The organism is Bacillus sp. FS02, from assembly GCF_024398395.1.
Classification (GTDB): domain Bacteria; phylum Bacillota; class Bacilli; order Bacillales; family Bacillaceae; genus Bacillus; species Bacillus altitudinis.
Map to the genome: position 1 here is coordinate 3608385 of NZ_CP074101.1, position 18655 is coordinate 3627039.

General features: G+C 41.0%; 19 protein-coding genes, 1 other RNA gene and 1 pseudogene. 16 read left to right on the top strand and 5 right to left on the bottom strand.

The window, feature by feature from the left end; translation table 11 throughout:
• Positions 1 to 8 precede the first annotated feature (8 nt).
• Together nth and KFQ09_RS18635 are read left to right on the top strand one after the other, a co-directional pair.
• Positions 9 to 671: an endonuclease III gene (gene nth, locus KFQ09_RS18630; protein WP_008344602.1), complete on the top strand. Its 663-nt coding sequence runs from the start codon at positions 9 to 11 to the stop codon at positions 669 to 671.
• Positions 668 to 1177 (top strand): YpoC family protein, encoded by a 510-nt coding sequence (locus KFQ09_RS18635; protein ID WP_255835873.1) that lies wholly within the window; start codon positions 668 to 670, stop codon positions 1175 to 1177. The genes nth and KFQ09_RS18635 overlap by 4 nt, the downstream gene beginning before the upstream one ends.
• Positions 1178 to 1212: 35 nt before the next feature.
• Here the strand turns inward: KFQ09_RS18635 and KFQ09_RS18640 are convergent, their stop codons facing one another.
• Together KFQ09_RS18640 and recU are read right to left on the bottom strand one after the other, a co-directional pair.
• The gene (locus tag KFQ09_RS18640) at positions 1213 to 3900 is read right to left on the bottom strand and encodes a PBP1A family penicillin-binding protein (protein ID WP_025207532.1); all 2688 of its coding nucleotides are present in this window, start codon (positions 3898 to 3900) and stop codon (positions 1213 to 1215) included.
• A 19-nt stretch (positions 3901 to 3919) separates the two neighbouring features.
• Positions 3920 to 4555 (bottom strand): Holliday junction resolvase RecU, encoded by a 636-nt coding sequence (gene recU / locus KFQ09_RS18645; protein WP_017359733.1) that lies wholly within the window; start codon positions 4553 to 4555, stop codon positions 3920 to 3922.
• 46 nt (positions 4556 to 4601) lie between these two features.
• Here recU and KFQ09_RS18650 point away from each other — a divergent pair, with 46 nt between their 5' ends.
• Complete coding sequence (locus KFQ09_RS18650; protein ID WP_017359732.1) at positions 4602 to 5558, top strand: DUF2515 domain-containing protein; 957 nt, start codon at positions 4602 to 4604, stop codon at positions 5556 to 5558.
• A 22-nt stretch (positions 5559 to 5580) separates the two neighbouring features.
• Here the strand turns inward: KFQ09_RS18650 and sspM are convergent, their stop codons facing one another.
• Positions 5581 to 5685: an acid-soluble spore protein SspM gene (gene sspM / locus KFQ09_RS18655; protein ID WP_017359731.1), complete on the bottom strand. Its 105-nt coding sequence runs from the start codon at positions 5683 to 5685 to the stop codon at positions 5581 to 5583.
• A 196-nt stretch (positions 5686 to 5881) separates the two neighbouring features.
• Between sspM and KFQ09_RS18660 the strand changes: the two genes are divergently transcribed.
• The 3 genes from KFQ09_RS18660 to KFQ09_RS18670 all read left to right on the top strand — a co-directional run bounded on the left by KFQ09_RS18660 (position 5882) and on the right by KFQ09_RS18670 (position 7106).
• The gene (locus KFQ09_RS18660) at positions 5882 to 6115 is read left to right on the top strand and encodes a DUF5446 family protein (protein ID WP_231131595.1); all 234 of its coding nucleotides are present in this window, start codon (positions 5882 to 5884) and stop codon (positions 6113 to 6115) included.
• A gap of 49 nt (positions 6116 to 6164) precedes the next feature.
• Complete coding sequence (locus KFQ09_RS18665) at positions 6165 to 6545, top strand: YppE family protein (RefSeq protein ID WP_225310452.1); 381 nt, start codon at positions 6165 to 6167, stop codon at positions 6543 to 6545.
• A 108-nt stretch (positions 6546 to 6653) separates the two neighbouring features.
• Positions 6654 to 7106, top strand: a complete 453-nt coding sequence (locus KFQ09_RS18670) for a YppG family protein (protein ID WP_017359729.1) — start codon at positions 6654 to 6656, stop codon at positions 7104 to 7106.
• A gap of 21 nt (positions 7107 to 7127) precedes the next feature.
• Here the strand turns inward: KFQ09_RS18670 and KFQ09_RS18675 are convergent, their stop codons facing one another.
• Positions 7128 to 7547: an Hsp20/alpha crystallin family protein gene (locus tag KFQ09_RS18675; protein WP_017359728.1), complete on the bottom strand. Its 420-nt coding sequence runs from the start codon at positions 7545 to 7547 to the stop codon at positions 7128 to 7130.
• A 168-nt stretch (positions 7548 to 7715) separates the two neighbouring features.
• Here KFQ09_RS18675 and KFQ09_RS18680 point away from each other — a divergent pair, with 168 nt between their 5' ends.
• A complete protein-coding gene (locus KFQ09_RS18680) occupies positions 7716 to 8222 on the top strand; it encodes a PTS sugar transporter subunit IIA (protein WP_008344623.1) in 507 nt (168 codons plus the stop codon).
• Positions 8223 to 8273: 51 nt separating this feature from the next.
• On the opposite strand, the gene KFQ09_RS18685 is transcribed toward KFQ09_RS18680, so the two are convergent.
• Positions 8274 to 9392: an NADH-dependent flavin oxidoreductase gene (locus KFQ09_RS18685; RefSeq protein WP_025207530.1), complete on the bottom strand. Its 1119-nt coding sequence runs from the start codon at positions 9390 to 9392 to the stop codon at positions 8274 to 8276.
• Positions 9393 to 9552: 160 nt separating this feature from the next.
• Between KFQ09_RS18685 and KFQ09_RS18690 the strand changes: the two genes are divergently transcribed.
• The 9 genes and pseudogenes from KFQ09_RS18690 to KFQ09_RS18730 all read left to right on the top strand — a co-directional run bounded on the left by KFQ09_RS18690 (position 9553) and on the right by KFQ09_RS18730 (position 18615).
• Positions 9553 to 11799 (top strand): DEAD/DEAH box helicase, encoded by a 2247-nt coding sequence (locus KFQ09_RS18690; protein ID WP_182489368.1) that lies wholly within the window; start codon positions 9553 to 9555, stop codon positions 11797 to 11799.
• A gap of 23 nt (positions 11800 to 11822) precedes the next feature.
• Positions 11823 to 13069 (top strand): annotated as a pseudogene (locus KFQ09_RS18695) (ribonuclease H-like domain-containing protein).
• Between the two features lie 314 nt (positions 13070 to 13383).
• Positions 13384 to 13620, top strand: a complete 237-nt coding sequence (gene cotD / locus KFQ09_RS18700) for a spore coat protein CotD (protein ID WP_072368252.1) — start codon at positions 13384 to 13386, stop codon at positions 13618 to 13620.
• Positions 13621 to 13669: 49 nt separating this feature from the next.
• Complete coding sequence (locus KFQ09_RS18705; RefSeq protein WP_202394241.1) at positions 13670 to 14212, top strand: SLOG family protein; 543 nt, start codon at positions 13670 to 13672, stop codon at positions 14210 to 14212.
• A 75-nt stretch (positions 14213 to 14287) separates the two neighbouring features.
• A complete protein-coding gene (gene gpsB / locus KFQ09_RS18710) occupies positions 14288 to 14593 on the top strand; it encodes a cell division regulator GpsB (protein WP_008344631.1) in 306 nt (101 codons plus the stop codon).
• Positions 14594 to 14653: 60 nt separating this feature from the next.
• An RNA gene (gene rnpB, locus KFQ09_RS18715) (RNase P RNA component class B) lies at positions 14654 to 15035 on the top strand.
• A 109-nt stretch (positions 15036 to 15144) separates the two neighbouring features.
• Positions 15145 to 16299, top strand: a complete 1155-nt coding sequence (locus KFQ09_RS18720) for a THUMP domain-containing class I SAM-dependent RNA methyltransferase (protein WP_017359722.1) — start codon at positions 15145 to 15147, stop codon at positions 16297 to 16299.
• 105 nt (positions 16300 to 16404) lie between these two features.
• Positions 16405 to 16602 carry a hypothetical protein gene (locus KFQ09_RS18725; RefSeq protein ID WP_025207527.1) on the top strand — a complete coding sequence of 66 codons (198 nt, stop codon included), beginning with the start codon at positions 16405 to 16407 and terminating at the stop codon, positions 16600 to 16602.
• 75 nt (positions 16603 to 16677) lie between these two features.
• Positions 16678 to 18615 (top strand): ATP-dependent DNA helicase, encoded by a 1938-nt coding sequence (locus KFQ09_RS18730; RefSeq protein ID WP_017367482.1) that lies wholly within the window; start codon positions 16678 to 16680, stop codon positions 18613 to 18615.
• Positions 18616 to 18655: the final 40 nt, after the last annotated feature.

The following is an 18655-nucleotide window of genomic DNA, read 5'->3' on the forward strand; positions in this document are numbered from 1 at the left end:
GAGAAGGCATGTTATCAAAAAAACAAATCAATGAATGTTTAGATATTATAGGGGATATGTTTCCAGAGGCTGAGTGTGAGCTTGTTCATTCCAATCCATTTGAACTAGTGATTGCTGTCGCACTTTCAGCGCAATGTACAGATGTTCTAGTGAACAAAGTGACCAAACATCTATTTCAAAAATATAAAACACCAGAAGACTATTTAAGTGTGCCGCTTGAAGAGTTGCAGCAGGATATTCGTTCGATCGGTCTTTATCGTAATAAGGCAAAAAACATTCAAAAATTAAGCCAAATGCTGATTGAAGATTATGGCGGTGAAGTGCCAAGAGATCGAGATGAGCTAATCAAGCTCCCAGGAGTTGGGCGGAAAACAGCAAATGTCGTTGTGTCTGTCGCTTTTGGAATTCCCGCCATTGCAGTAGATACACATGTCGAGCGCGTCAGCAAACGACTTGGGATTTGCCGCTGGAAGGATTCTGTTCTTGAGGTAGAGCAAACCTTAATGAAGAAGGTGCCAAAAGAGGATTGGTCCGTAACCCATCATCGTCTCATCTTTTTCGGTAGATATCACTGTAAGGCGCAGCGGCCACAGTGTGAATCTTGTCCACTTCTTGATATGTGTAGAGAAGGGCAGAAGAGGCTGAAAAAAGGGCTGGTGAAGCTGGCATGAGCGGGGCAGCTGTTTTCACCTCATATGTCGAAAAGCTAAAAGAGAAAAAGGTAGAGGTAAGCGGCGAAAAGAAGGATATATTAAGAAACAATCCACTCGCATTTGATCTATCTTCAGAACCTTTACTAGATGAGCAACCGTGGCAGAAAACGGAAGAATTTGTTCCTTTGATGTTTGATCTGTGGAATGAATTAAAAGACAACATGCTTCCTCGCTTTCAAACGAGAAAATCTCGGTGTGAAGAGGATGATATGCTGCAAGGCATTGTCAGTATGATTGCAATGTTTTACTGGATCAAAGGAGAGAAGCTTCAAACCTTTGATTGGGAGGAAATTAAACAACAGACGTTTCCAGTAGCCCCTATTAACTGGACAGAACGATTAGAGTTTATTTTGCTTAAACCTACTCAATATCATTGCTTTATTCAATTGGACGAGTTATACACAGAGCTCAAAAAGCAGTATGGAAAATACGAAGCACTCAGAAAGCTTAAACAAAATCGTTAAAAAAGCACTTGCCACATAGGGCAAGTGCTTTTTTGTTATTCGTCTTCTTTGCGAGAAGTAGAATTTGACTGAGTATTTGAGCTTTGAGAATTGGCTTTCTCGTCGTCTTTCTTTTTATCTTTATTGGCATCGCTCTGTGAGTTGCTGTTTCCATTTGTACTGTCTGAGCCATCACTTGAACCACCATTGCCGTTTTCTGTATTTCCGCCTTGATCTTTTTTATCATCAGGCTTCTGCTCATCAGTGCCACCTTGGTTTTGATTATCATCTGTTTGATCTGTCTGTTCATCATCAGGTTGCTGTGGCTCTTCTTCTTCTTTGTTCTCATCATCTGCTTTTTCTTCCTCTTCTTCGTCATCTTTAATGGTGAGGAAAGTAGAAGCAGCTTTACTTGTGACATCGTCTACAGTCGCTGTCACTTGGAATTTATAGGTGGAACCTGGCTTCACATCAGAGATGACGGCTTCTTTAGAAGAGCTGTTTTGAATATCTTTATAGCCGCCATCATCGACCGCTTGCTTCACATTAAATGTTGCATCTGCATCGTCATCATAACCCCAAGTGAGTGTAATCGATTTTTTCTCTTCATCATACACCGCTTTTAAGTCAGATGGTTTGTCAGCTTCTTTCTTTTCATATGTGTCAGAAACTTTTGTTGGGACAGTTCCTTTGACGAAGTATTCCGTTGTCTTCTTATCACTTGGTGTGTTTGGTCCAGCTAACTTCGCTGGATCTGATCCTTTTTCAACCGTTGCTTCAACGACACTATCTGGTTTTTCAAATGAGCCGCTTCCATCATCAATTTGAGAAATTAATTTCTGGAAGACAACTTTGGCAACACGTTGTTCATAATCCGTAAGCCACATTTTGCCGTCTGCATCTTTTGAGTTGCCGATTCCAGTCCACACAGCTGCTGTGTATTGCGGCGTGTAACCGACAAACCATGAATCTTTCGCACCGCCAGAAGGGATGTTGTATTTATTAATATCATCTTGTGTAAAGTTGGTTGTACCTGTTTTACCAGCTACTTGAACATTCGGTACTTGTGCGAGTGTACCTGTTCCAGATTGTACAGCAGTTTTCAGCATATCTGTGATCATAAATGCAGTGTAATCACTCATGGCTGCTTTAGAGTCTGGCGTTAAGTCAAGCTTCGTCCCGTCATTAAATTCAACAGACGTTACAGCATGCGGTTCATTATAGTATCCGTTGTTACCGAATGCACTAAATGCACCAGCCATTTTAAGAGAAGAGACACCTTCGTCAAATCCGCCGATTGAGTAAGACTCAGGAATGTCAGAAGGTAAGTCCAAACCTAAGTTATTGGCGAATTGAACAGCATTATCTGTACCAGCTTCTTGGAAAGCTTTTAAAGCAGGGATGTTTCGTGATTGTGCCAAAGCACTTCTCATCGACATTTTCCCTAAGTGTCTTCTGTCAAAGTTGTTAATTGGTGTACCGTTAGAGTACGTATAAGGCGCATCATCAATTTGCTGATATGTTGACCATTTTTTGTTTTCAATTACAGGGCCGTAATCTAAAATTGGTTTGATTGTAGATCCCGGCTGGCGTTTTGCATCAGTGGCATAGTTAAAGCCGCCGGCTGGTACATCACGACCACCGCCAATGGCACGAATTTCACCATTTTTTGTATCTAGCAGGGTGACTCCAGCTTGCATACCTTTCGTAAATCCGGCTGAATCCCCATTGATGATGTCATCCAGATGATCCTGTGCTTTTCGATCAAGAGAAGTATAGATTTTTAATCCATCTGTTGATACATCTACTTTGGCTTTTTTCTGTACTTCTTCCATGACTTCTTCAATATAAGCAGAGTACTTACTTGAGTTTTGACTCTTATATTTATCAGCTGAAACAACCGTTTTGCTGACAGGTGTTGCTTTTGCTTCCTCATACTCTTTTTCTGAAATATAGCCTTGTTTTTTCATTAGGCCTAAAACGATATTACGACGTTTTTCCGCTGCCTCTGGATGTTTCACTGGGTTATAGGCAGATGGACTTTGCGGCATACCTGCAAGTGTGGCAGCCTGTGCAACAGTTAGTTTATTTAAATCTGTCACTCCGAAAAATTGTTCAGCCGCTTTCCCAACACCATAAGCATAAGGAGAGAAGAAAATACGGTTTAAATACATTTCTAAAATTTCATCTTTAGAGTATTTTTGCTCAAGCTGAATCGAGAGCCATACTTCCTGTACTTTACGTTTTAACGTCTTTTGATTGTTAAGCAGGGAGTTCTTCACTACCTGCTGGGTAATCGTACTTCCACCTTCTGCTCCAAAACCGTCCTCGACGTTTGCGACAAGAGCACCGCCAATACGGATAGGATCAATCCCGTGGTGTTTATAAAAACGTGCATCTTCAGTTGCAATAAACGCGTCTTTTACCACGTCGGGTATATCTTTAATTGAGACATACGTTCTTTTCTCCGCCCCGACTTCTGCAAAGACTTTTTTGTCTTTATCATAAAGTTTTGAAGAATACGGCGTTTTTAGCTTGCTATCATCAATAGAAGGAGCGCTTGATGCAAAAACGGCAAAAGTTGTGATTCCGGCTACTAAACAAAGAAGACCGATCACGAGTAAAGATAAAAATATTTTTTTAAATAGACCTGCTTTCTTTTTGCCTTTTTTGTTCTTTTGCTTCTTATTGTTTTCTTGACTTGCTTTACGTCGCTGTTCACGACTTGTAAATTGATCAGACATCACATCTCAACCTTTCGTGTTAAACCTTTTTCGAACGTAAATGTTGCTTGCTGTCATCCGAAAAATGAAGTGTCTCCACTACTTTAATATAATCAATTCTTGGCGAATATCCAAGTGTCATGAGGTGACCTGCTTCCATTAATTCATCTTTGCTAATGGATTTACGGCCGTTTTGCTGCTGCCGCTCCCAAAAGAAGAAGAGGTCAGTAGCGGACAAATAATAAACGGAACCAAATGCGGATATAATAACAAAACAAATACCGCCTTGCTTTTCAACCTGTTTCATATGCTCAATTTGATGGTCGTGGAAATTTTTGAGTGGAAACGAGGTGGTGCTTTTGGTTTCCTTTGCTTCAAAATCGATATAACGCCCTTTGTATACCCCGTTGTAGTCTGTTGTGGAGGATTGTTTAAAATAGGCTTCTTTAATGACAGCAGCGCTTCTTTTTGGATAATCCACATTGACAATTTGAACAGGGGTAGGCTTTTTATGAATGACTGCAATCCCGTTGACCAAATAGTACTGGTTCGTTTCATTTAAGTCAGCTTCAAGCGTCATCCCGCGGTTACTATAAGATGATTCGCCGCTGATTCTTTTTTTTGTCCCAATTTGTTGAATGGGCTGATACGATTTTCCGTTAGGATACCGAATCATCAAGTTTCAGCCTCCTTTTAATGCATTTTGTATTGGAGAGATCACCATGTTGTCACAACAAGAGCACATGATTACCCAGCATATTTTACATGAAACGAAAGCGAAAAATAAGGACAACCTGACAAGGACAAATGCGTACAAGCGCTTTTATGACCGTCATCCAGAGATGAAATGGTCTCTGCTTGCTTCTTTTGTCTCCAGAAATGCTGGATGGTCGATGACAGATTTAAAAGGCGAGCTCTTCCATCCGGGTTTAACGGATCAGCAAGGGCATCTGTTCTTTACAGCATATGAAAGAGCGAATTGGCTGATCTTTTCAGATGCTTACCCGCAGCTTCTCTTGTATGAATGGTCAAAAAGGTGCCGCAAACCTTTATTTCATCTGCTGCCCCATTTCGGTGTGTCTCGTTTTATGAGCGCTGAGTGGGAACGATTTTGGCAAAAGCGTGACACAGAGCGACTGCTGCATGCACTCATCATAAATGAACAATATACTATACAATCTCCTATTATACAAAATCCTCTACTGAAAAAGAATGTTTTTCACTCGATTCAATATCTTTTCAGCGAGTGGGCACATTTTCAAACCGTCGTTTTTCCGACAGTAGACGGGCATTTGTACGGGTTAACCATACGAAAGTTTTCCCAAGTAAAAGAGCGCATTACGTTAGGGAAAAAACTAGCAAAACTATTGTTTCGAGCCGATTTGTTTTCGGATTTTTATCATTTTTTGCATACCGTGCCACATACGGGATCTCGATTTGATTTTGAACCGTTTTTAGGGATTGCGCGAAGGTCAAGCCCTTTCCTCAGAACGGTGTATCCAGTCATGACACATTCATTAGACGATCAAAGGGAAGATTGGTTTCAAAAGAAATTGAGTCCATCCTTGTTTGAAGCAGAGCGTTTACCAAAACAAATTGAGCTGACCGACTGGTATTTTCATAAAAAAAGGCAGCTTCGTTTTCTTTTCTCATTAGAACACTATTTTTTGCATAAATAAAAAGCAGGGGTACCTGCTTTTTTTACGTGGATGGACGGTTAGGGCCGCCGAGCTTTTTATCAAGCTGATCTGTACTGTTTTCTTTCCCTTTTGTTTTTTGCTCTTTTGGTGCTTGCTGCTTTTTCATGACATCTACCTCCTTTGTCCTTAGAATTTACACAATCGGACGCGATCATACAAAGAAGGACAAGCACGTGTCGAAATGGAAGAAATTGCGCTTATGTTCACTTAGATTGGCGATTTAGTTCTAGTTTTGTCATGTATGAAGGAGGGAGCAAAAGAAAAGAGAATGTAACGAGAGATGATAAAGGAGGAATCTGATGATGAGCGAATTTGTATCAAAAGAATCCATTATGCAGTTGTTAGAGGAAATTGAGCGAAAGATTGATGCGGTGGAAGAAGAACTGTCTTTAGCTGTCAAAAAAACAAAAAACGCTGCCGTAGAGGAGCAAGAACAAATCATTGACCGTCTTGAATCTGAAGTGAAGGAATGTGAATTGAAAATTCATGCAGCAGAGTATAAGCTGGCGGCAAGACCCGCATATCACGCCGGATAGCTTTTCTATTTGAGCAATAAGTAAACGTTTGATAGGATGGTTCATAGAGGTGAACACTTTGGATAATCAAACATTACTTAAACATACACAAGAGTTGATCACATGGATCGAAGAAGCATACGAGCAGTACCTAAAGGGAAAGGCAGAAGAGGAATACCCAGTTTATGATTTTTACAACGATATTCAACCGGCCGTTGTCAAATTTGATCAGCAAATGGAAGAGTGGCTTACTGCTGCTACCTCATTTATTCATCAGGCCAAACCTAGATACTTACATCAAGAACAGCTTGAAGCCGTCCAAGAAAATGGAAAAGAGGTTGTGCTGCAATCTTATTTTGGCAAACAGCATGCACCTCGTGTGAAAAATTTAGTTGAGTCAGTGATTTATACACTGAACCTTTTAATAGAAGAAATCAACAAACGCAGCTGATGAAACAGCCTGCGTTTTTCTTATGGCTGCTGTAGGCACATCTTCTGCTTCCTGAACATAATATATCATTGACTTCAATATGTTTTCAGAGCGAGAGGAGCGAGATACATGTTCCCTTATTCAAACCAGCCATCTTATGAAATGAATCAATTTCAGCAACGGCCTTTTCCGTATCCAGATATGCAGCAGCCTCCGCAGCCTCCAGAATATTTCATGCCCCCATATCAAGGTGAAATGAACCAGCCGCCGTCTGCAGGCTATCAGCCGCCTTTTGGATATCAGGAAAACTTCCAGCCTTATCAGCCGCAGCCTGAAGCAATGAATCAGCCGCAAATGCAGCCGCCGGGCATGATGCCTATGCAGCAGCCTATGAATCCTTATCCTTTGCCAAGGCCGCAAAAACAGCAATCATCTCAATTTAAAAGTGTGCTGTCACAATTTAAAAAAACGAATGGGCAATACGATTTTAATAAAATGTTTGATACTGCTGGACAAATGATGAGTACAATGAATCAAGTGGGCTCATTGGCGAAAGGATTTACAAGCATTTTTAAAGCATAGCAAAACCCAATAGATATACATCTATTGGGTTGTTTGTTTTGGCGCAGTCACACGAAGTGATTGATCTTTCCAAACGCTCTTCATATTGGTTTCATCTATTTTTGCAGGCATTAAAATGGTTTTGGTAAAGCTCGAATAGGAGGAAGTCGTGTCTGTTTTGATTTTTTCCTGTACCGATAAGTGTAAATATTGCGCTTTCACTTCTAGTGCGATATCACCTTCGACAAAATGGTCTGGAAATCGAATCTCAATATATACATATTGATCATCTTCTGTCACATCGGTTGTAATGGATGCAAGTGAATGGCTCGTGGTCATCAGCGCCTCTGCACTATTTAAAATGTCGTGAAACGGCGATGATGCAAAAAACTGTTCAATCGCTTCATATAGAATGTCTTCATTTGATAGCAACTCGTGTTTCTTTTCACTTTCATGTTTCATTTGAATCACCTCTCATCTACAGCCTATGCAAAAGGGGCTCAGGCGGTTATCAATTGATGAGAGGAAAAAATTATGATTAAATAGTGTTGAATGAAGCAAGGTGTATGGGCGTGAAGGTTTATACGCTGAATAGATCTAGAAGCAAAGCTTGAAGGGAGCAAATGAACATTGCTGAAAAAATTATTCGGTTTCGGAAAAAACCAAGATGATGTAAAGGAAGAAGTCATTTATTCTCCAGTTGATGGAGAGTTAATGGATATGACCGATGTACCAGATCCCGTTTTTTCTCAAAAGATGATGGGAGACGGCGTAGCTGTAAAACCAAAAAACGGCACCATTGTGTCGCCAGTAGATGGTGAAATTATTCAACTCTTCCATACAAAACATGCAATTGGGATTCGAACACTCTCAGGGCTTGAGCTTCTGATTCATATCGGACTTGAAACGGTTGGATTAAATGGTGAAGGCTTTGAAGCACACATAAAAGAAGGGGATAAAGTGAAAGCAGGTGATCCTCTCATTACGTGTGATTTAGCGCTGATTGAAGAAAAAGCGGCAAGCACAGTGACACCAATTGTCATCATGAATGGTGATTTAGTAGAACATCTTGACAAAGAACCTAAGGGCTCTGTAGAAAAGCAGACGTCCAAGCTTTTTACAGTAAAAATGAAATAATCCAAAAAAAAACTACCCTGAGTTGATAGGGTAGTTTTTTGATTGAGGACATTAATCCTCCATTGGAACCCAGCCTTTACTTGCTTCCATGACAGTCCATAAACCTTCTGGAATCAAGTACTTATCTTTTTGACTGCGTTTAATGACGGTTTCAATCTCGTTTTCTCTGCCTTCTTTAATCTTTACTGCCCAATCGGGATCAACAATGACTTCTCTTGCAACAGCAATGAGTGGAATCCCTTGATTGTATGCATTCAGTGCATCCTCAGCTGTAATGACGCTGCCGACGCCGATGAGTGGAAGCGTGTCACCACAGCGCTCTTTTAATAACTCCATCCGCGTCTTACTTGTATCAGCACCACGTCTTGCTTTAGCGTCAATCTCCATTAAAGAAATATGCAAGTAATCAAGGTTTTTTGTCTTAAGTACGTCCACTAAAGTAAATGTTTCTGTCATGGTTAAACCAGGTGTTTCTGGTTCTTCAGGTGATAATCGGTATCCAAAGATAAATGGTTTTGTTACATGCTCTTTGATTGCTTCTTTCACTGCATCTACTACTGCAATTGGAAATGCGAGACGCTTTTCTTCGCTTCCGCCCCATTGATCTGTACGCTGATTACTATGTGGGGAGTAGAATTGCTGTAATAAATATCCGTTCGCTCCATGGATTTCGATCCCATCAAATCCTGCTTGAATTGCGCGTCTTGCTGCTTCTTTAAATGAGTCGATGATGTGAGGAATTTCTTCTTCTGTCAAAGCTCTCGCAATTTGTTTTCCATCTTTAAATACATCACTTGGCGCAACGACATCACCGTTTGGGACTAAATGAGGGAGAGCCTGAGAGCCGCCATGATGAATTTGCATAATGGCTTTTGTTCCTTTCGCTTGAATCGCAGAAGCAAGCTTTTGTAGGCCAGGTATATCTTCATCTCTTGCAATAGAAGGCTGTCCTTCAAACGCCTTACCATCTGGCGTCACGTTTGCACATGCGGTGATGACCATGCCCATTTCGCTTGATCTAGCGGTAATAAAATCAATTTCTTCCTTTGAGATCGTGCCATCCTCATGAGAACCGAAGTGTGTCATTGGTGCAACGACTAAACGGCCATCAATAGAGGCACCCCCTGGGAATGTAAAAGGTTCAAATAAAGGCTTAAATTCGTTTTTCAATCTGATCATCTTCTTCCTTGATAAAATCATTTCACTATAGAAGTGTAATAGATATTGTTACAACACATCAAAATATTTGCTCACAAGCGGTGCATCAAAAAATTGCCGCCTAGTCATGCAAACAAATATTCGGTACACTAGAATGAGAGGTGGATACCAGATGAAGAAGAAAACAATGAACGAACTCATAGAAGATTTAAAAAAAGACGAACAGGTCGAGCATTGGCATGAAATTGAAGCGAAGCCTGCACTGACTTCTCCAATTCCTGAAAGAGTAAATGACAGGCTCAAAGTGGCGCTTGAAAAAAGAGGTGTGAGTGAACTATACATTCATCAAAAGGAAGCCTTTGAACGTGTGATGGATGGTGAGAATGTGGTGACTGTGACACCTACAGCTTCAGGTAAAACACTTTGTTACAATCTGCCAGTTCTTCAGTCGATCTCAGAAGATCAGACAAGCCGCTCCCTCTATTTATTTCCAACAAAAGCACTTGCGCAAGATCAAAAAAGTGAATTAAACGAAATCATTCATGAGATGGATGTTCCAATTCACAGTGAAACCTATGACGGGGACACCTCCCCAGCGATTCGCCAGCGCGTCAGACAGGCAGGACATATTGTCATCACAAATCCAGATATGCTGCATTCAGCGATTTTACCTCATCATACGAAATGGGTCAGTTTATTTGAGAACTTAAAGTATATTGTCATTGATGAGCTTCATACATATCGAGGCGTGTTTGGCAGTCATGTTGCCAATGTCATTCGCAGACTAAAGCGAATTTGTGCATTTTATGGAAGTGACCCGACCTTTATTTGTACTTCAGCGACCATTGCGAATCCGAAAGAGCTTGCAGAGCAGCTGACCGGAAGCAAGGTGCATCTCATTGAACGCAACGGAGCGCCTAGCGGTAAAAAGAATTTTGTCTTTTACAACCCGCCAGTCGTCAATAAGCCATTAAATATTAGACAAAGTGCGGCCACTGTTGTGAATCAGCTCGCTAAAACATTTTTAAAAGAAAAAATTCAAACGATTGTTTTTGCTAGAAGTAGGGTAAGAGTTGAAGTCATTCTAAGTCATATTCAAGAACTAGTGAAAAAAGAAATTGGTCCTAAATCGATCCGTGGTTATCGCGGGGGCTATTTGCCGAAAGAGCGGCGCATGATTGAAAAAGGCTTAAGGGAAGGAGACATTCTCGGTGTTGTCAGCACAAACGCACTAGAATTAGGAGTAGATATTGGACAGCTAAAAGTCTGTATCATGACCGGATATCCTGGCAGTGTAGCGAGTACGTGGCAGCAGGCAGGACGAGCTGGAAGGCGTCATGAGGAAGCACTCATTATCATGGTCGCAAGCTCATCGCCACTTGACCAATATATTGTCAGACACCCTGAATACTTCTTTAACAGACCACCTGAATCGGCAAGAATCAATCCTGAGAACCTTATCATCCTAGTCGATCATCTAAAATGTGCGTCCTACGAGCTACCGTTTCGAGAAGATGAACAGTTTGGCGGTATGGAAGTAGAAGAAATCTTGCAATACTTACATGAAGAAGGGGTTCTTCATTTCAGCAGGAACCGTTATTATTGGTCAGATCAATCGTTCCCGGCTCATGGGATCAGTCTGAGATCTGCAAGTCAGGAAAATGTCGTCATTGTCGATCAATCCGATGTAGCGAACGTTCGAATTATTGGGGAGATGGATCGATTCAGTGCGATGACCTTACTTCATGATGAAGCGATTTATTTACATGAAGGGGTTCAGTATCAAGTGGAAAAGCTAGATTATGAACACCTTAAGGCTTATGTGAAACAAGTCGATGTAGAATACTATACAGATGCGAATTTAGCGGTTCAGCTCAAGGTGCTTGAAATTGATCAGACAACAGAGAAGGAAGCGGTATCTGTTCACTACGGTGATGTGACCGTCAATGCAATGCCGACCATTTTCAAAAAAATTCGATTATCAACCGGTGAAAATATCGGCTCCGGCCCGATTCACTTACCTGAAGAAGAGATTCATACGAGTGCTGCTTGGTTTGAATTACATGAAGCAGAGCGGACATTTGAAGAAAAAACACTTGAACAGCTCTTGCTCGGTATTGCCAATGTTCTTCAGCATATTGTTCCGGCGTTTGTCATGTGTGACCGTTCAGACATTCATGTCATTTCTCAAATAAAGGCAGCCCATACGGGGAAACCGACCGTATTTTTATATGATCATTACCCAGGTGGAATCGGTTTAAGTAAAGAGGTCCAGGCTCGCTTTGATGAAATTGCTCGTGCAGCCACTCAGCTGATTGAGCGATGCAGCTGCGAGAACGGCTGTCCATCTTGTATTGGCATGGAAATGAAAGAGATCGATGGAAAAAGCAGTATCATTCAATTGATGGCAGGATTTTAAGGGAAGGGGGAATAGACCTACTCATGTCATTAAAAGGAAAATTAAACAGAATGAAAAAACACCTGTCACACAATCAGTCAGATGAAAAGCGTGTGGCAGTAAAAGAGGAACAAACGCACACTGTGACGGCTGAAACCATTCCATTTCTAAAAGAGTGGGGGAATTAAGTGCAGCTCCTTACTACTTTGAAGACTCTTTCTGCCTCATTCGGGAAGTGACCTATCCACTTGACCATCAGCATGGGCGATATTCATTTGCAGAACTGCCGGAGATGGTGAGTGCATGGAACAAAAGTGAGATTCAGCATTCTCTTTCTGCAAAAGGCTACAAGCCTCACGAGCTATTTTTCTTCGATACAGAAACAACAGGACTGTCTGGCGGAACGGGAAATATGATTTTTCTGCTTGGGCATGCGAGAGTTTATTCAGATAAAGTGGTGGTAAAACAACATCTGCTCACAAATCCAGGAAATGAAGCGGCACTTTACAAAAGCTTTCTTAGTGAGGTGGATGTCGAATCACTTGTGACATATAATGGAAAATCATTTGACTGGCCTCAAGTCAAAACGAGGCATACATTATTACGCGATCAAATACCTGCTCTACCTGAATTTGGCCATTTTGACCTTCTGCATGGGTCAAGGAGATTGTGGAAACATAAATATGAGCGTATGGCTCTTTCGGTTGTAGAAAAAGAGGAACTGCACGTCAATCGAGAGGGAGATACACCGGGGTTCCTCGCACCAATGATCTATTTTCACTTTTTAAAGGAACAAAACCCGAAGCTGATTGAAGGAATTTTGACTCACAATGAACTTGATGTCTTATCGTTAATCAGTCTCTACATTCATTTGTCTAAAAAAATCTTATCCAAAGATGCGGTGAAGGAAGACGATGAGAAATATGCATTAGCTAAGTGGCATCTTGCTCACCGTGATGTGCAGGAAGCAACAAAGCACCTGCAAGAATTAACGGGAGCAGCGTTTGAGCATGCGGATCAAGCAGCTTATGATCTATCATTACAGTACAAGCGATTAAAACAATGGGATGAAGCGGCATGTATATGGAGGCGTCTATTTGAATCAAGTGATGTTCATGTAAGATTAAAAGCGGGTGTAGAGCTAGCAAAGTATGAAGAACACCGTCAAAAAGATCCAAAAACAGCCCTTTCCATTACCCAAACATTGTTATCACAATCGTTTTTAAGTGAACGAGACGTTGTGGAACTTGACAAGCGAGAAAAGCGGCTCTTAAGAAAAGCTGGACAATGAAATTATTGCCTGGGAAAGCGCAAAAAATGACAACGTTCGGCTCTCGGCCGAAAATAAAAATTGTTTAGCACTTTTATTGTAGAAAAGTCACGAATCCTGTAAAATAACGTTAGATATTGAATGAGGAGCGTAGAGCATGTATAAGGGTCTTTTCTACTTGTTTTTTCTTGTTGTCATATTGGTCGCGTTTGTGTTTTCAAACTATAAAGATGTTTTTCTTGCAAACTTTTAAAATAGGTTAATGCATTAGTACATGTACACCTCTTGATTCATACATTGTTAATGTAAGAAAATCAAGGAGAGGGGAATGCTACATGTACCATCATCATCATTGCAATCCAAATGTTACACAGCCAATTGTACATCCAACGAATCACTGCTGTACGCATAGTGAGTCAACTACAATTGTGCCGCACATCCACCCGCAGCATGTAACAAATGTTCATCACCAAAATTTCCAACATGTTCACTACTTCCCGCATACGTTTTCTCAGGTGGACCCGGCAACACATCAACACTTTAACTGCGGTGGACCTTGCTGTAACAGATAAAGTGAAATGGGACTTTTATAAGTCCCTTTTTTTAAAAGCAGGTGAAAAAATGAAAATTATTGCTGTCACAGGGTACAAGCCATTTGAGCTTGGGATCTTCAAACAAGACGAGCCTGCACTTCAATACATAAAAGCGGAACTTCGGAAAAGGCTGACGGCACTCATTGAAGACGGGCTGGAATGGGTGCTCATTTCAGGTCAGTTAGGTGCAGAAATATGGACAGCTGAAGTGGTCTTTGAGCTTCAAGAGGAGTTTCCAGATTTAAAACTTGCTGTCATTACACCATTTTATGAACAGGAAGAGCGCTGGAATGAACAAAATAAAGAGCTGTATGAAGGCGTTCTTGCACAAGCTGATTTTGTAGAAAGTGTCACGCATAGACCGTATGAAAGTCCGGCACAATTTAAACAAAAGAACCGCTTTTTTATTGAAAAAACGGACGGCCTTCTCGTCTTATATGATCCCGAGCACGAAGGCTCGCCAAAATATATGATCAAAGAAGCTGAAACCTATACCGACTACCCAATAATGTATATCACAATGGATGATTTAAGAGCACAGGTTGAGGCGGAAGATCCGTTTTTTGACTAAAAGCAAGAGAAAATTTGACAACGTCACGTATTTCTGAAAAAATATACTATGAATTCACGATATGAGGTGAAAAAGATGCTTGCTGATAAAGTAAAGCTTTCTGCGAAAGAAATTTTAGAAAAAGAATTTAAAACAGGTGTCCGAGGGTATAAACAAGAAGAAGTCGATAAATTTCTAGATATGGTCATTAAAGACTATGAGACATTCCATCAAGAAATTGAAAAACTCCAACAAGAAAACCTTCACTTGTCAAAACAGCTTGAAGAAGCGGTTGAGCAAGGGAAAAGACAGCCTGCACAGTCCAATACAACAAACTTTGATATTTTAAAAAGACTATCTAATCTTGAGAAACACGTTTTCGGTAGCAAACTTTATGATTGAGTAATACCAAAAAAGCTTGTGTCAGATGACATTGTCGTTTATAATAACGCATGTTGATTAACGTTCGGGTAATCGCTGTAATGCTTTGACATTGCAGAGGAAAGTCCATGCTCGCACGGTGCTGAGATGCCCGTAGTGTTCGTGCCTGGCGAAAAAATAAGCCAGGGCAGCCTGGGAAAGGCTGACGGCAGGAAAAATGCCTACGTCCTTTTAGGATATGGCAAAGTATCCTTGAAAGTGCCACAGTGACGAAGTCTCACTAGAAATGGTGAGAGTGGAACGCGGTAAACCCCTCGAGCGAGAAACCCAAACTTGGTAGGGGAACTTTCTCAAAGGAACCAAACGGAGAGAAGGACAGAGAATTCTGTAGATAGATGATTACCACCTGAGTACGAGGCTTTTGCCGTTTGTAGTACGATGGAACAAAACATGGCTTACAGAACGTTATATCCGTTATCATAAACATGATGAAATCAAAGCTCTCCTATTTCTACATATGGAGAGCTTTTATCTTGATTACAGAATAGAACGAGAAAACAGGTGATAAACAAATGAAAACCTATACACTCATCGCAACAGCGCCAATGGGAATTGAAGCGATTGTTGCAAAAGAAGTAAGAGACCTCGGGTATGAGTGCACCGTAGATAACGGAAAAGTTATTTTTCAAGGAGATGCGCTTGCCATCTGCCGTGCGAATCTATGGCTGCGTACAGCAGACCGAATCAAGGTCCAAGTTGCTGAATTTTCGGCTAGAACATTTGATGAGCTTTTTGAGCAGACTAAAGCCATTGACTGGGCCGCGTTTTTACCGAAAAATAGCACATTTCCCGTTATTGGTAAATCTGTTAAATCTCAGCTTGCCAGTGTGCCGGATTGTCAGCGCATCGTCAAAAAGGCTATCGCGCAAAAACTTAGATCATCTTACAACATACAGTCTGAATGGCTAGAAGAGACGGGCCCTGAATACAAAATTGAGGTAGCGCTTTTAAAAGATAAAGTATTGCTGACGCTTGATACGTCTGGTGTGGGTCTTCATAAACGTGGATACCGTGCAGATCAAGGAGGCGCGCCGATTAAAGAAACCCTTGCAGCGGCGCTTGTCTTATTAACGAACTGGACACCTGACCGTCCGTTTGTCGATCCTTTTTGCGGATCAGGAACAATTGCTATTGAAGCAGCGATGATTGGACAAAACATTGCCCCTGGATTTAACCGTGAGTTCGCATCTGAATCATGGGAATGGATCGGTGAGGACGTTTGGAACAAAGCACGCCTTGAAGTAGAAGAAAAGGCGAATTATGATCAGCCGCTTCACATTATCGCGAGCGATATTGATCATCGTATGGTAGAGATTGCGAAACTGAACGCAGAAGAAGCTGGACTTAGTGAACTGATTCAATTTAAGCAAATGCAAGTGAAAGACTTCCAAACAAAAGAAGAGTATGGTGTAATTGTCGGAAATCCGCCTTACGGTGAACGTCTCAGCGATAAGCCAGCTGTGGAAAAAATGTATCAAGGCATGGGCGAAGCATTGAAGAACCTAGATACGTGGTCCATTTACATTTTAACGTCACATGAAAAATTCGAAGAGTGTTTCGGAAGAAAAGCGACGAAAAAGAGAAAACTGTTTAATGGATTTATTAAAACAGATTATTATCAATACTGGGGAAAACGCCGACCTAGAAGAGAAACAACTGAATCATAATAAATGTCCACACCACGAGAAGGTGTGGATTTTTTATGCTAAAAAGGTATAAGTCTTCTCGGGACGGAATAAACTGAACTTGATTTTAAAAAAAGAGGTGTCTTCATGATTCATTATGATCAATTTCAGTTAATTCAAAAAGCACTCGCTTCAACAGCCCGAGAAATAGAAGGGATTGAAACAGGACAATCTGCTAAACTTACGGCAGCCATCGAGGACTTAGCAATGGCTCAAAACTACATAGACCATTCAGAGCACGCGTTTTTAATGAAGGAAAGCTACCAGCATCGCCTGCGCTCTTAAAAAAAGATTGTCATACCCCAGCATAAATGGTACTATTGAATGTCTGAATGATTCAAAAGTTGGGGGTTGAAGCAGGTGACAGCGTCTCGTTTGCCTTTTTCATTAACAAAAGAACATAATTTTTACGAAGAACTGGGCAACTGGATTGGTGATGTGTTTTATGACATTTTGCCAGAAAAGGGCTTTGATCTTCGAGATGAACAAATATTCATGGCTTTTCAGTTAGAAAGAGCCTTTAAAGAAAAAAGTGTGATGTTTGCCGAAGCTGGGGTAGGCACAGGCAAAACAATCGTTTACCTTTTATTTGCGGTCACATATGCAAGATATACAGGGAAACCTGCGATCATTGCATGTGCAGACGAAACGTTAATTGAACAGCTCGTCAAACAAGAAGGTGATATCTATAAAATTGCCAATCACCTTGATATTCAAATAGATGCGAGATTAAGTAAATCGCATGATCAATATTTGTGCTTAAAGAAACTAGAGAAAACGATGCAACGTGAAGATGATGAGAAGTGGCTCGACATTTATGAATCGCTTCCTTCATTTGTTCATGAATCTCATGGGATGCAGACATTTTATCCGTACGGTGATCGAAAAGAGTATCCAGAATTAACAAATGATGAGTGGTCAAGAATTGGTTATGACTCTTTTCAGGACTGCTTAACGTGCGACATGCGGCACCGCTGTGGCTTGAATTTATCAAGAGACCATTACCGAAAAGCCACAGACCTCATCATTTGTTCTCATGACTTTTACATGGAGCATGTATGGACAAAGGAGTCACGTAAACGTGAAGGACAGCTGCCGCTCCTTCCTGAGCATAGCTCTGTTGTATTTGATGAAGGACATCTTCTTGAATTTGCAGCACAAAAAGCGCTAACATACCGAGTGAAGCAATCAACACTAGAGACGTTTTTGGAACGTCTTTTGCAAAATGATATTCGTGAAGAGTTTGCAGAACTTGTTGAAGATGCACTTGCAACAAACGATCAGTTCTTTTACCTCTTAAAAACGAATGCCAAAGAAATCAAAGGATCACACCGTCTTGAAATTGGTCGTGTAGATGAGGTGAAGCGTTCAGCAAGTGAATTATGTGATTTGCTTGAGAAGATTGGAGAAGCGCTCGTATTTGAATCAGAGATGTACACAATTGATCAATATGAATTGTCTGTTGTGGAAGAGTACATTGAACAGATGGCGTATTCTCTGTCGCTTTATCAGAAAAATGCCATTAGCTGGCTGGAGAAGCAGGAATTAGATACAACCTTTGTCGTCATGCCAAAAACGGTAGCAGAAGTGCTCGGTGAAAAGGTATTTTCGCAAAAAATCCCTTATATTTTCTCGTCTGCAACATTGTCTGAAAACCAATCATTTGATTATTTAGCTGAAAGCCTTGGGATCAAAGATTACTTATCTATGAGTGTGGCTTCGCCGTATGATTATGAGGAGCAAATGCAAATGTATTTCCACGGAATTCAGCAGCCAATGACAGAGTCAGATGTAAAAGGTCAGCACGTGCTGGCTCAGGTAAAAGAAAATGGCGGTCGATCTCTTATTTTATTCCCTTCATTTGATGAACTGCATGTATTTAGAAAGCAGCTCGATGCATCAAATGAATCACTGCCTTTCCATGTGTATTTTGAAGGAGACGAGGAGATCAGTACCATTGTTCAAAAGTTCCAAGCGGATGAAACATCTGTGTTATGTTCCGTTCACCTGTGGGAAGGGCTGGATATTCCAGGACAGTCTCTAACAAATGTGGTTATTTGGGGACTTCCATATCCACCGCATGACCCAGTATTTGAAGCAAAACGGAATGAAGCGAAAGATGCATTTACTGAAGTGGACCTTCCATACATGCTGCTTCGTCTAAGGCAGGGCATTGGGAGACTGATTCGGACAAGCCAAGATGCTGGCAGCATTCATATTTACTTTGGCAGTCAGAAAGATATTGAGCTACAAAGTAAAATTGAATCCGTTCTTCCAGTGAAGCCAGTGATCTCTTAATGATAGAAAACCATTCAATAAGAGGAGGATACGATCAGCG